At 56.5% G+C, this 12,140-nt stretch carries 15 protein-coding genes; 7 read left to right on the top strand and 8 right to left on the bottom strand.

The window, feature by feature from the left end; translation table 11 throughout:
• Position 1: 1 nt before the first annotated feature.
• Positions 2-439: a division/cell wall cluster transcriptional repressor MraZ gene (gene mraZ / locus L991_RS10270; RefSeq protein WP_028450242.1), complete on the bottom strand. Its 438-nt coding sequence runs from the start codon at positions 437-439 to the stop codon at positions 2-4.
• A gap of 333 nt (positions 440-772) precedes the next feature.
• On the opposite strand from mraZ, the gene L991_RS17300 reads away from it, so the two are divergent.
• Positions 773-943, top strand: a complete 171-nt coding sequence (locus tag L991_RS17300; RefSeq protein WP_156129047.1) for a hypothetical protein — start codon at positions 773-775, stop codon at positions 941-943.
• Between the two features lie 7 nt (positions 944-950).
• Here the strand turns inward: L991_RS17300 and L991_RS10265 are convergent, their stop codons facing one another.
• The 4 genes from L991_RS10265 to L991_RS10250 form a co-directional block, all read right to left on the bottom strand.
• Positions 951-1,214 (bottom strand): hypothetical protein, encoded by a 264-nt coding sequence (locus L991_RS10265; protein ID WP_156129046.1) that lies wholly within the window; start codon positions 1,212-1,214, stop codon positions 951-953.
• Between the two features lie 190 nt (positions 1,215-1,404).
• A complete protein-coding gene (rpoH, locus tag L991_RS10260; protein ID WP_047394953.1) occupies positions 1,405-2,262 on the bottom strand; it encodes an RNA polymerase sigma factor RpoH in 858 nt (285 codons plus the stop codon).
• Between the two features lie 325 nt (positions 2,263-2,587).
• The gene (locus L991_RS10255) at positions 2,588-2,890 is read right to left on the bottom strand and encodes a P-II family nitrogen regulator (RefSeq protein WP_047395098.1); all 303 of its coding nucleotides are present in this window, start codon (positions 2,888-2,890) and stop codon (positions 2,588-2,590) included.
• 9 nt (positions 2,891-2,899) lie between these two features.
• Entirely contained in the window at positions 2,900-3,844 is a 945-nt protein-coding gene (locus L991_RS10250) for a sodium-dependent bicarbonate transport family permease (protein ID WP_197053863.1), read from the bottom strand.
• A gap of 193 nt (positions 3,845-4,037) precedes the next feature.
• Between L991_RS10250 and L991_RS10245 the strand changes: the two genes are divergently transcribed.
• Positions 4,038-4,790 carry a DedA family protein gene (locus tag L991_RS10245; RefSeq protein WP_052190808.1) on the top strand — a complete coding sequence of 251 codons (753 nt, stop codon included), beginning with the start codon at positions 4,038-4,040 and terminating at the stop codon, positions 4,788-4,790.
• An 88-nt stretch (positions 4,791-4,878) separates the two neighbouring features.
• Here the strand turns inward: L991_RS10245 and L991_RS10240 are convergent, their stop codons facing one another.
• From L991_RS10240 to rsmD, 3 genes are all read right to left on the bottom strand, one after another.
• Entirely contained in the window at positions 4,879-5,946 is a 1,068-nt protein-coding gene (locus L991_RS10240; RefSeq protein ID WP_047394951.1) for a hypothetical protein, read from the bottom strand.
• Between the two features lie 139 nt (positions 5,947-6,085).
• The gene (locus L991_RS10235) at positions 6,086-6,337 is read right to left on the bottom strand and encodes a YfhL family 4Fe-4S dicluster ferredoxin (RefSeq protein WP_028450249.1); all 252 of its coding nucleotides are present in this window, start codon (positions 6,335-6,337) and stop codon (positions 6,086-6,088) included.
• A gap of 79 nt (positions 6,338-6,416) precedes the next feature.
• Positions 6,417-6,998: a 16S rRNA (guanine(966)-N(2))-methyltransferase RsmD gene (gene rsmD, locus L991_RS10230; protein ID WP_047394947.1), complete on the bottom strand. Its 582-nt coding sequence runs from the start codon at positions 6,996-6,998 to the stop codon at positions 6,417-6,419.
• Positions 6,999-7,067: 69 nt separating this feature from the next.
• Here rsmD and ftsY point away from each other — a divergent pair, with 69 nt between their 5' ends.
• The 5 genes from ftsY (at position 7,068) to L991_RS10205 (ending at position 12,140) form a co-directional block, all read left to right on the top strand.
• A complete protein-coding gene (gene ftsY, locus L991_RS10225; RefSeq protein WP_047394944.1) occupies positions 7,068-8,300 on the top strand; it encodes a signal recognition particle-docking protein FtsY in 1,233 nt (410 codons plus the stop codon).
• Between the two features lie 30 nt (positions 8,301-8,330).
• On the top strand, positions 8,331-8,885 hold the full coding sequence (locus L991_RS10220; protein WP_052190807.1) for a GNAT family N-acetyltransferase: 555 nt from the start codon (positions 8,331-8,333) through the stop codon (positions 8,883-8,885).
• Between the two features lie 8 nt (positions 8,886-8,893).
• Positions 8,894-9,547, top strand: a complete 654-nt coding sequence (gene ftsE / locus L991_RS10215) for a cell division ATP-binding protein FtsE (protein WP_047394941.1) — start codon at positions 8,894-8,896, stop codon at positions 9,545-9,547.
• Between the two features lie 10 nt (positions 9,548-9,557).
• Positions 9,558-10,460, top strand: coding sequence for a permease-like cell division protein FtsX (gene ftsX, locus L991_RS10210; RefSeq protein WP_047394938.1), 903 nt, complete (start codon positions 9,558-9,560; stop codon positions 10,458-10,460).
• Positions 10,461-10,601: 141 nt separating this feature from the next.
• Positions 10,602-12,140, top strand: a complete 1,539-nt coding sequence (locus L991_RS10205; protein WP_047394934.1) for a response regulator — start codon at positions 10,602-10,604, stop codon at positions 12,138-12,140.

The raw sequence follows: 12,140 nt of genomic DNA, 5'->3' as shown, positions 1-12,140 counted from the left end.
CTCACAGCACAATCCCTTGCATATTGCTTTCCAACTCATGCGGCGCCATGGCCATAACCTGATCGGTCACGGCATTCCATTTCGCCTCATCCCACAACTCAAATTTGCTACCCATTCCCACCAACACCACGCTTTTATCCAGCTGAGCGCGTTGCCGTAATGTGGGCGGAATCAACACCCGTCCAGCCGCATCCATATCCAGCTCTTCCGCATGACCGACAATCAAACGGCGAATTGGCATATGCACGCCTGAGAGTTGATTGAGCTGATCCCGCACTGGAATCCAGTCCGGTTCCGGATAAATCAGCAAGCAACCTGCCGGCTCGATGGTGATCACCAGTTTGCCCTGAGCCCGCGACAACAGGGCGTCACGGTGCTTAGCCGGAATGGCCAACCGCCCTTTGCTGTCGAGGTTTAAAGACGAAACACCACCAAACATGAACAAATAGCCTTGCGCAATGTGCCCGGAATTGATCACCACTCGGAGTGACTAAGCGTGCGTTTTCTGCCCGAAAAATGCACTTTTACCCACTTTCTCCCACTGCGCCCCACTATAGAGGAAAAAAAAACCCGACACAAGTTGCGTCGGGCGTTTTTCTGTTTTGATACAATGATTTAGATTTAATTTTTAGAAAAAATCATTTCATATCAAATCAATAAGAAACATTCAAAAGTTAAAGTATTACTTTAAGTAAGTTCCTGTCTTCTGACCAAGCTTACCAAAAACCGCCTCGTTTTCCCTTATTCTTACATTTAGGACGCGCTTTCCCCGATGAACGGTCGCCTTTTCTCGCTCTTGCTGCTCGGTTTAATTGTACTGATGGTGTGGCGTCACTTCGTCCGCCCCAACCGCGCGGCCATTCGGCATACCGCCCGCACCAGTGCCATCGTGCTGTTAGTGGCCGCCACCCTGGGACTGGGCTTGCACTTCTGGTCGCACTAAGTCGGGGTCAGATTTTACAGGGTATAAAGACCCATTGCGGCCGATCGGTCAGCCGCCGCCCTTGCCGCCGCCGCTCTTCGGTGCGGGTATCGAGCGGGGTTGCGCCGCGCTGTTGGCGGCGCTCAATCTGCCGGCGCTCGCCGGCACGCCGCTCAATGCCGTTCCAACCACCAGAACTGGGCAACAGCTCGCCCACCGCTGCGCCGCTTAAATCATCAGGGGGCAATGGCTGGTCATGAGGATGCAAATCGGCATACTTCTTAACTGACATGTCAGAGAAAAAGCGATTTCGCACATAGGCAGAGGTTAGCTTCATGTAAATTATGAAATCAATTCAAGCACTTAGCCAATTATCGGCAAAATACGCATTTTCTTGAAGTGATGAAGCTTACAAAACAAAGGGAGCCCGCGGGCTCCCTAGTTACACCATCGGCCGGACGGCCGATCGATTCAAATGCGCTTTATACCGTTGCTGGCAACAAAGCCTGCTTCATTTTTTGCAGCGCTTTGGCTTCAATCTGGCGAATTCGCTCGGCCGAGACTTTAAATTCAGCCGCCAAATCATGCAGCGTAGAGGATTCGCCCTCATCGGTGAGCCAGCGCGCCTCGATAATCCGGCGGCTACGCTCATCCAGCGTATCCAGTGCGGCGCTAATGCCGGTCGATTGCAGGCGATCCATATGCTGACGCGCCAGCACCGCAGTCGGCTCGCTGTGATGATCGGCCAGCCAGTCGATCGGCGCAAAACCTTCGTCATCGCCTTCATCGGCGACCAGCGCGACATCTTGCCCGCTCATGCGGGTTTCCATCTCGAGCACTTCTTCGGGCTTCACACCCAAATCGTCAGCGATTTCCTGCGCTTGCTTGTGCGTTAGCGCGGCAAAGCTGCTTTTCATCGAGCGCAGATTAAAAAACAATTTGCGTTGGGCTTTCGTGGTTGCTACCCGCACCAGACGCCAATTGCGCAGGATGTATTCGTGAATCTCGGCTTTAATCCAGTGCACGGCAAAAGAGTACAGGCGCACGCCACGGCTGGGCTCGAAGCGTTTCACAGCTTTCATCAAGCCAATATTGCCTTCCTGAATCAGATCGGCTTGCGGCAGGCCATAACCGCTATAACCGCGGGCAATCGACACCACCACGCGCAAGTGCGAGAGCACGAGCTGGCGGGCTGCCTCGAGGTCATTTTGCTCTTGATGGCGGCTAGCCAGATCGTATTCTTCTTCCGGCGTGAGCATCGGAAATGCGTTAACTCGCTGAACATAGCGCTCGATACTATCGCCGACCGCTAGAGTCGGTAGCGCCAGGGCTGTGCTCATGGTTAGATCTCCTGATGAAATTCATTCGGTTACTGCAATATTAGCACTCATACCATGGGAGTGCTAATGGTGCAAGAAGTTCACTGATTCAATCACATGCCCGCTTAGCATGCACGGTAATTATTACTATCTGATTGATAGCTTGCGCCAATCGGGATGGCAGGAGCGGGAATTAAGCCTAACGGTCAGGGCCTCATTGCGCTAGCGCCCAGCCCACAGCTCACTGAAGCGACCCGAGCGCAGCAAACTCAAACAATCAAGTAAAGGGGTATTGCTCTACAAGCCTTTAAATAAAAGAGCTAGAAGGAAATACCCCAAGGCAAATTTAAAACTTATCCGCCCGCAGCACGCGCACCTCAGACAGCCACTGCACCAGCGCGTAGTGCTGGCCGTATTCCAGCTGGATTTCCTCGGCCAAGGCTTCGGCCGTGGCGGTACTGGCGATCAGCTCGATCTGGATATTCTCGTTAGCATCAAAGCTGCCGCGCTTTTCGCCGTGAGCGCCCTTGCCGCGAGCCGCCACGATGGTCCAGCCGCGAATCTGGCGCGCCTCGAATAATTCAACCAGATCATTTTCCAGCAGCGCTTCGGTCACGATGGTCAGCATGGATTTGGAATGAAACTGCATCATGACTCCTTAGGCCACCCAATGGGCAAATTGGTAATACAGCGGAACGCCGATCAATAAATTAAATGGAAAGGTAATCCCCAGCGCCGCGCCCAGCGACAGCGCCGGGTTGGCCTGCGGCACGGCCATCCGCATGGCGGCTGGCGCGGCAATATAACTGGCCGATGCGGCCAATAGCGCTAGCAGGGTCACGCCGCCCACCGACAAGCCCAGCAAATGCCCCACACCAATGCCGATCCAGCTTAAGGCCAGCGGTAAGCCAATGCCGGCCAGCAGGATAAACCAGCCTTGCTGGCGCAGCGCACCAAATTTCCCTGCCACCACCAAGCCCATTTCAAGCAGGAACAAGGTCAGTACGGGTTTGAATAAATCCAGATACAGCCGATCCAGCGGCTTAATGCCTTCTGGGCCGGCCAAAAGGCCAATCAGCAAGCCGCCCATCAGCAGCACAATACTCTTGCCCAGCAGCACTTCATGCAGCAATTTGCCCCAGCCGTGGCCACTGCCTTTGCCGGCCTGATTCGCACCCTGCCGCGCCAGAATCACCCCGACAATCAGCGCCGGCATTTCCAGCAAGACCAGAAACAATGTGGTTTGCGATTCGTGACTCACCCCCAGCCGCGACAGATAGGCCACGCCCACGGCATAGGTCACCACCGATACCGAGCCATAGTGCGCCGACATACTGGCGGCATCCACCTGGCTAAATTTCAGCCGCAATACCGGGTACACCAACAGCGGAATCACAAATCCCATCGCCAGCACCAGCAAAGCCTGCGGCAGCACTTGCAAAAAGGGCTGTTTTGCGAGCTCCAGCCCGCCTTTAATCCCGATGGCCAGCAGCAGAAACACCGACAAGGTGTCGTACAGCGCGCTGGGCAGCTTTAAATCGGACTTCGCCAAGCCGGCCAACAGGCCGAGCAGGAAAAAGAGCACTACCGGATCCATCTGCATGTAGATTTATTTCACCTTTTTTAGATATGGGTGTGAATTTACTACATTTCACCCCAAGAAAAAACGCCTAAAAACAATGTGGTTTTGTTTAAAGTTACGTAGTAAAAATACATTTCATACCAAATGAATGCTGCATGGAACCTTTCCCAGCCTGCACTCTCCAATTTGCGATTTTTCTACTGCAGACCACCCGATGAGTGACTGGCTAACCCTACTGCTGCAACAGGCCCAAGATTACGCCTTGGTTTTACTTTTTGTGCTGGTGTTGGCCGAGTCCACCGCCATTCTAGGCCTGCTGATCCCCGGCACGGTGCTGATGTTGGCCATGGGCGCGATGATCGGTCAGGGAAAAATGGATTTCTGGGCCGCCTGCGCAGTGGGTTTCGTGGCCGCCCTGATTGGCGACGGGGTGTCGTACTGGCTGGGCTATCGCCATCGACAGTGGCTGCAGCGGCTACCGATCTTGCAACAGCAACGCAAGCTGCTGGTGCAGGCCAAAATGGTGTTGCGCCAACATGGCCCGGTGGGGATTTTTGCCGGGCGCTTTATCGGCCCCACCCGCCCAGTGCTGCCGCTGGTGGCCGGCATGCTAGCCATGCCACGCCGACGCTTTGCCCCGGCGTGCGTGGTAGCCTGCCTGCTGTGGACACCTGCATTTCTATTGCCGGGAATTTTGGCCGGCGCCAGTGTCGGGTTGGCCGAACAAGGGGTACTAGGCTTTCCAGCGCTCCTCACGGCTGCCTTGTGCGCCGTGGCGCTGGCCATTTGGCTGAACTGGCAAAGCGGGCTGCAGCTTTGGCAGCACGGCCGCTGGCAAGCCCTGCCCCGCCACCTGCGCTGGGGCACGCCGAGTAGCGGCGTGGCGGTGATCGGCTTAGGCTGGCTGCTGCTCACTCACCCGCAGGCCGGGCCCTACGGCGAGCGGCTGTGGGCGGTAATGAGCTAACAACTAGGGGTATTCCACCGCAAACCATAATTTATATGGTCCACAATGAAATACCCCTCTATCAAATCAAAGGCTCACCCGCTAGCGCTTAGGCCACCAACTGCTCCAGCTCATGCACCCGCAGTTGCAGCGAGTTGCGCTTGAATACGGCCAGACGTTTGTTCATCACCTGATTGAGTAGCTCGTCAGCCAAATCGAAATGCAAAGTCCAGTGGCGGAATTCGCGCTCGGTTTGCCCCAGCGCCTGATAGCAGCGCGCCAGCCCATGATGCGCCTGCATCACAAGATAGCGGTAGGAATTCGGGGTGGCACTGGCGATCTCGAGCGCCTGCTGCATAAAATACATCGCTTTATGTGGCTCATGCAGATCCAGCGAGACCTCACCCAAGCCAATCATGGTGACTGATTTGCCCCAGAAATTACTGCTGTGGGCATTGAGCAGCAGCGCGCGTTTGAATTGCTCTTGCGCCCCGCGCAAATCGCCCGCCGCACGCAGCAAATAACCGCGGTAGTAGTAGATTTCGGGCTCGTACTCGCAAAAGGCCACATCCTGCAACAAGGCTTCGGCCTGATCCAGATAGCCATGCGCGCCCGGGTAATCGCGATGTTGATAACAATACGAGGCCTGATTGATCAGCAAACAGACTTTCGGATTGATCAGCGCCACCGCCTGCAAAGCTTCGCTGGCTTTATCGGTGTATTGCAGGCTGGAGCTCGGGTCTTCAAACGTCCAAAAAAGCTTGCCGACGCCGATATAGCCATAGGCTCGCGCCAGCGGTAAATCTTGATCGATCCCGGCCTCTAAGAGCTGCAGCCAGTAGCTCATGGCCACATCGTATTGGCCAATGCCGTACATGATGTCGCTGTAGCAGTTCATCGCCTCGACCCAGCCTGCGGTTTGCCCAGCGGCACGGGTGAGGTCAATCGCCTGCAGGGCGGTAACTTCGATTTGATCGAGGGTGGTGCGCGGCTGGGCGCGATAAGCTTGCAAGCGGGTAAGCCAGGCTTGCGCCTCTAACTCCCCATAGCCCAGGGCTTGCGCCCGGTCGGCGGCCTGATTGGCCAATTCAACGGCTTGCGCTGGGCTGGAATGCACCAGCGTTTGTGCGATATCTAATAGTTCGATGACCTGATTGCGGACATTGTAGTGACCCATTGCTGCCTCCTCACGGGCGAGACTGACGCACGATCTCCCCGCCTTACTGCTTTTTTATTAAAATATTAGTGCTTACTGAATTATAAGGCGACAAAAAAGCGGGCATAAAGCCCGCTTGTCAGCTGCATAGGGTGCTCAATCAGGCTTGACCAGAGATGATCATGTACTTTTGCATCAGCTCTTCTTTGCTTTCTTTGTGTTCCGGATTGAGCGGGATACAGTCCACTGGGCAGACTTGCTGGCACTGTGGCTCATCATAGTGACCCACGCACTCGGTACACAGGTTCGGATCGATCACATAGATTTCTTCGCCTTGAGAAATCGCGCTATTGGGGCATTCTGGTTCGCATACATCGCAGTTGATGCACTCGTCCGTAATCATCAGAGCCATGACAGATAATCCTTAACAAAACAATCGAAAAACTAGATATGCGGAATTCTCCCACTTTCATGCGGGAAGAACAACTTTCCTATGCAGATTCAGTACTGTTTTCTGCATCCCCAGCCGCCGCACGGCAGAGTAAAGCATACCGCACCGTGCCGGCTTTGCCTTCGCGCAAGATCTCCCAGCCGCTAAGATCGGGCAACGTTTCGCATTCAATATACACCCGCGCCCGCTCGCTCAGATGGGGCGGCAACAGCGCCAATGTATCGGCCAGCAAGGTACTGGCAAAGGGCGGATCAAGAAACACCAGATCAAAAGCTTGCCGATTCTGGCTTAAAAAGCGCTGCGCATCGGCGTTCAATAGCTGAATCTCGCGCGCACCCAGCGTTTGCTGGCTGGCCTGCAAGGCCTGATACACCGGCCGGGCCATTTCGACCATCACCACTTGCTTGGCATGGCGGCTGGCGGCTTCAAACCCCAGCCCGCCGCTGCCGGCAAACAGATCCAGACAGTGCCAGCCCGTGAGGTCTTGGCCCAGCCAGTTGAACAGCGTTTCGCGCACGCGGTCGGGGGTGGGGCGCAGGCCCAGTGAATCGGGAAACTTCAGGATACGGCGCCGGTATTGGCCGCCAATAATACGCACCTGATTTTTGTGCTGTGCGGACACGGCTGCTCCAGTTAAAATCTCGCAAATAGATTCGTATTTTCCGCGATTTGCAGGAATCAAGCCAACACCATGTTTAGTTTTTTTCGTAAAAAGAAGCCGGCCGATACCCCGGTAACGACTTCACCGGCCCCGGACACCACCACGCCCGCGGTGGCCAGCCCGACGCTGAACCAGAGCGCAGCCGAGCCGCTTAGCCCGCCAGCAGCCGCCAGCGAGGCCTTGCCCCCTGCCGCCGTCGAGCACGCCGAGCCGGCGGCGCCTGCGCCCAGTGCCGCTCCAGAATACTCCACCGAGGTATTGCCTGCAGATTCAGCGCCCACGCAAACTACAGACACATACATCGAGAGCGACCCAGCCCAGTTGGCCCCAGTAGCGCAGCCGCAAGAAAAACCCAAGCTCTCGTGGACCGAGCGCCTGAAGCTGGGCCTGGCGAAAACCCGCGATAAACTGGGTAAAAGTCTGGCCAGCGTGTTTGGCGGCGGCAAGATCGATGACGATCTGTATGACGAGCTGGAAACCGTCTTGCTCACTGCGGATATGGGCGTCGATGCCACCCAGCATTTGCTGAATGACGTGCGCGATCGCGTGTCGCTCAAGGGCCTGAAAGACGCGGCCGAGCTAAAAGGCGCGCTGAAAGACAGCCTCACCGAGCTGATCCAGCCGCTGCAAATCCCGCTCGATGTCAGCGGGCACAAGCCGTTTATTTTGATGGTGGCAGGCGTGAATGGCGCCGGCAAAACCACCTCGATCGGCAAGCTGGCCAAATATTTCCAAAGCCAAGGCAAATCGGTGCTGCTGGCCGCCGGCGATACATTCCGCGCCGCCGCACGCGAACAGCTGGTGGTGTGGGGTGAGCGCAATGGCGTGCATGTGATTGCCCAGGAGTCGGGCGACGCCGCCGCCGTGGCCTTTGATGCCGTGAACGCCGCCAAAGCGCGCGGTATTGATGTGGTGATCGTCGACACCGCCGGCCGCCTGCCCACCCAACTGCACCTGATGGAAGAAATCAAAAAAGTAAAACGCGTGGTGCAAAAAGCCGAGCCGACTGGCCCGCACGAAGTGCTGTTGGTGCTCGATGCCAATACCGGCCAGAATGCGCTGGCGCAAACCAAGGCTTTTGATGATGCATTGGGCCTGACTGGGCTGGTGCTCACCAAGCTGGATGGCACGGCCAAAGGCGGCGTGATCGCCGCCATTGCCAAAAACCGCCCAGTACCGCTGCGCTTTATTGGCGTGGGTGAAGGCATTGATGATCTGCGCCCGTTTGTGGCCAAAGACTACATCGACGCGCTGTTTGAATAGCCGTTTCAGCCCAGTTTAAAACACCCGCGCATGCAACTACCCACCCTCACCACCGCCCGGCTGATACTGCGGCCACTGCAAGATACGGATGCCCCGTATATTGCTGAACTTGCGGGAGAATGGGCAGTTGCGAGCAATACCCGCCGCGTTCCGCATCCTTATGATTTAACAATGGCGCAAGAATTTCTCACCTGTCAAGCGCAAGCCAGCCGGGATCGGGTTGAAGATGTTTTTGCTGTCACTTTACGCGGCAGCGGCGACTTGATTGGGTGTGTCGGGCTGGTCTACCAGCCGCAACACACCGAATTAGGTTATTGGTTTGGGCAGGCATTCTGGGGGCAAGGTTACGCCACTGAAGCCGCTCAGACCGCCATCGCTTACTGCCGACAGGCACAGGCCCCACAATATTTTTATGCCGAGCATTTAGTCAGCAACCCTCGTAGTGGCCGCGTGTTGGAAAAGCTGGGGTTTCAGCCTAAAGGGCAGTATTTTGGCGAGGGGCGTGAGGGCGCAGGTGTTGAGCTGATGTTTTATCATCTAGATGGACATTGGGATAGCAGTCGAGCTGAACCCAGTTTTAATTGAGGATTTGTATGATTCAGTTTCAGCAAGTTAGCAAAAGCTATCCGGGTGGTTTTGATGCCATCAAGAATCTGAGCTTCGAAATCCCCAGCGGCGAGCTGGTGTTTCTGGCCGGCCACTCTGGTGCGGGTAAATCGACGCTACTCAAATTAATGGCCGGCATCGAAAAGCCCACCGCGGGGGCGGTATTGCTGAATGGGCAAAATCTGGCGCGGATGAGCCGCGCCTCGCTGCCTTTTGTGCGCCGGCATATTGGCCTGATTTTTCAGGATCACAAAATCCTGTACGACCGCAGTGTCTTTGATAATGTGCGCCTGCCGCTGGATATCATCGGCTTTGAGCATCAGGAAGGCCGCCGCCGCGTATTGGCCGCGCTAGATAAAGTCGGCCTCGCCGGCAAAGAAAAACTCAACCCGATTTCACTCTCGGGTGGCGAGCAGCAGCGGCTGTGTATTGCCCGCGCGGTCGTCCATCGTCCGTCGATTTTGCTGGCCGATGAGCCCACCGCCAATCTCGATCGCGATTACGCGCACGATATTCTGGAGCTGTTCAAATCCTTCCATCAGGTGGGCGTCACATTGGTGATCTCGGCCCACGATGAAAGCCTGATGGCCGACTATGGCCGCCGCATTCTGCGCCTGAAAAACGGCCAATTTACCGCTTGAGGGGCACACAATGACAGCCTGGTTCCGCTCTCACCTACAAGCTTTTACTCGCTCGATCGGGGCGCTGGTGCGCCAGCCCATCGGCAGCCTGCTGAATCTGCTGGTGATTGGCATCACCGCCGCTTTCCCACTCGCGCTGTGGCTGATCGTGAATAGCGTTGGCCAGATCAGCCAACATATCAGCATCGAGCCACAGATTTCGATCTTTATGGCGCCCAGCGCCGAGCCTGCGCAGGTGAGCGCCCTGCAGCAGCAGCTTAAAGCCGACCCGCGCATCGCCAAGCTTACTTTCACGCCGAAAGATGAAGCACTCAAAAGCTTGCAAGGCAGCTTTGGCAATGCCGATTTGCTAGCTGGGCTGGTAGATAACCCCTTGCCCGATGCCTTTGTACTGCAACCGAAAAGCGTTGATCCGGCCGCGCTGGAAGCACTGCAAAAAGAGCTCAGCGGCCACACCGGCGTGGAAGAAGTGCAGCTGGATGCCGAATGGGCTCGCCGCTTGGCGCGGATTACCCAGCTGGGGGCAAACGTATTTGAAGTCGTAGCCGGCATGCTCGGCGCGGCCTTGGTGCTGATTACCGGCAACGCGATCCGCATGCAAATCCTGACCCGCAAAGACGAAATCGAAGTAGCGAAACTGATCGGCGCCACCGATGCCTTTATCCGCCGCCCCTTTATCCATAGCGCGCTGCTGCAGGGCTTTCTGGGCGGGCTGGTGGCTACTGGCATAGTTTGGGGCGTGATCGGGCATCTAAATCCGGCCATTAATGCACTGGCGCAGTCCTATGGCCAGCAATTTGCGCTACAAACACCCGATCTGCTGACCATCGCCGCAGTCTGCGGCATTGTCGCTACGCTGTGCCTGCTTGGCGCCTTGCTGGCAGTGTGGCGTCATCTGCGGCAATACCGTTAAAGCCACGCTACTCCCCAGCGCACGCCCCATCCCGCCGCGCTTTACAACAGCCGCTGGCGAATGGGGCGTTTTGTTTGGCAAGGGCTTGCCGTGCCACGCATAATCCAAGCAGGAATATGATTGTTTGGATGAGGCAACCGCGTGGCGCTCCGCAAAGAAAATGTGCTGATCATTGATGATCAAACCACCTTCCGGCAAACCCTAAAAAGCATTCTGTCTGAGCAGGGCTTTACCGGCATTGAGCAAGCCAGCAGCGGCCGCGAGGCGCTGCAGATCCTCAAAAAGCAGCCCATCAACTGCATTATCAGTGACTGGAATATGCCCGGCATGGACGGGCTGGAGCTGCTGCAATGGGTTCGCAATCAGCCGGGCACCGCGCATATCCCGTTTATGCTGATCACCGCCAATGCCACGCGCAGCAGCATCGAAGCTGCTCTGGAAAACGGCGTTACCGATTACCTAATCAAACCTTTTACCACCCAACATTTTGCCAACCGCATGCACCGCATGCTGCTGGGCAAACGCTCGGCGCCGGCTCGGCCTCAACCGGCCAGCCGCCGGCCCCTGATTGGCGAACTCAATCTCGAGCAGGAAACCCGCCGCGCCAGCATCCTGATTGTGGATGACGCCAAAGACAATATCGAAGCCGCCGCCACGGTGCTGGAAGATGATTACCAGTTGCAAGTGGCCTTAAGCGGGAACAAAGCCCTGGAGCTCGCCCGCGGCGCTACCCCGCCCGATCTGATTCTGCTCGATGTGATGATGCCCGAGCCTGATGGCTATGCCGTGTGTCAGGCACTGCAAGCAGACCCAGCCACCCGCCAGATTCCGATTATCTTTATGACCGCCAAAGATCAGCCGGATGATGTTGCGAAAGGGTTGGAAATGGGCGCGGTCGATTATGTGGTGAAGCCTTTTCACCCAACCATCCTGCGCGCGCGTGTGCGCACCCAGCTGCGTCTAGCCAAAGCGGTGAGCAATCTGCAGCTGCAATCAGCCCGCCTGGAAGAAGACGCCCGCTTACGCGAGGAAGTAGAACAGCTCAATAAACACGATCTGAAAAGCCCGCTCAGCGCGGTACTGCAAGCCACCGAGCAATTGCTCACCGATAGCCTCACCAGTAGCCAGCAAAAATTGGTACGGCTGGCCACCAATGCCACGCATGCCGCGCTAGAGCAAATTGATCGCACCCTCGATTTATTGCGGATGGAAACCGGCAGCTATCTGCTCGATGCCGAGGTATTCGAGCTGGGCGAGCAAGTGCGCCGCGTGGCAGCCGAGGTTGAGCTCGCCTTTGCCGACAAAATCAGCATGGATCTCACCGGCCTGGGTGAGCAGCCTTTAAATGTGCTGGGCAATACCGGCCTAAGCCTGGGGATTCTGTCCAATCTACTGAAAAACGCCGCCGAGGCAGCCCCCGAAGGCAGCCAGATTCATTGCTCGGCCACCGTGGGTCAGAAAGACATTCAGCTAGCCATTCACAATCAGGGCGCGGTGCCCATGGCGATCCGCCAACGCTTTTTCGAGAAATATGTCACCGCGGGCAAAGCCAAGGGTAATGGCATCGGCACCTACACCGCCCGGCTGTATGCCGAGGCCCAGCATGGCAGCCTAGAGATGCAGACCGATGATGATACCGGCACCACCCTCACGCTGCGTCTACCGCGGCAGGCAGATTAA

The sequence above is a fragment of the Chitinibacter sp. ZOR0017 genome (assembly GCF_000799095.1).
GTDB classification, from domain to species: Bacteria; Pseudomonadota; Gammaproteobacteria; order Burkholderiales; family Chitinibacteraceae; genus Chitinibacter; species Chitinibacter tainanensis.
Note: the sequence above shows the minus strand (reverse complement) of the source record. Positions and strands in the feature narration are given on the sequence as shown.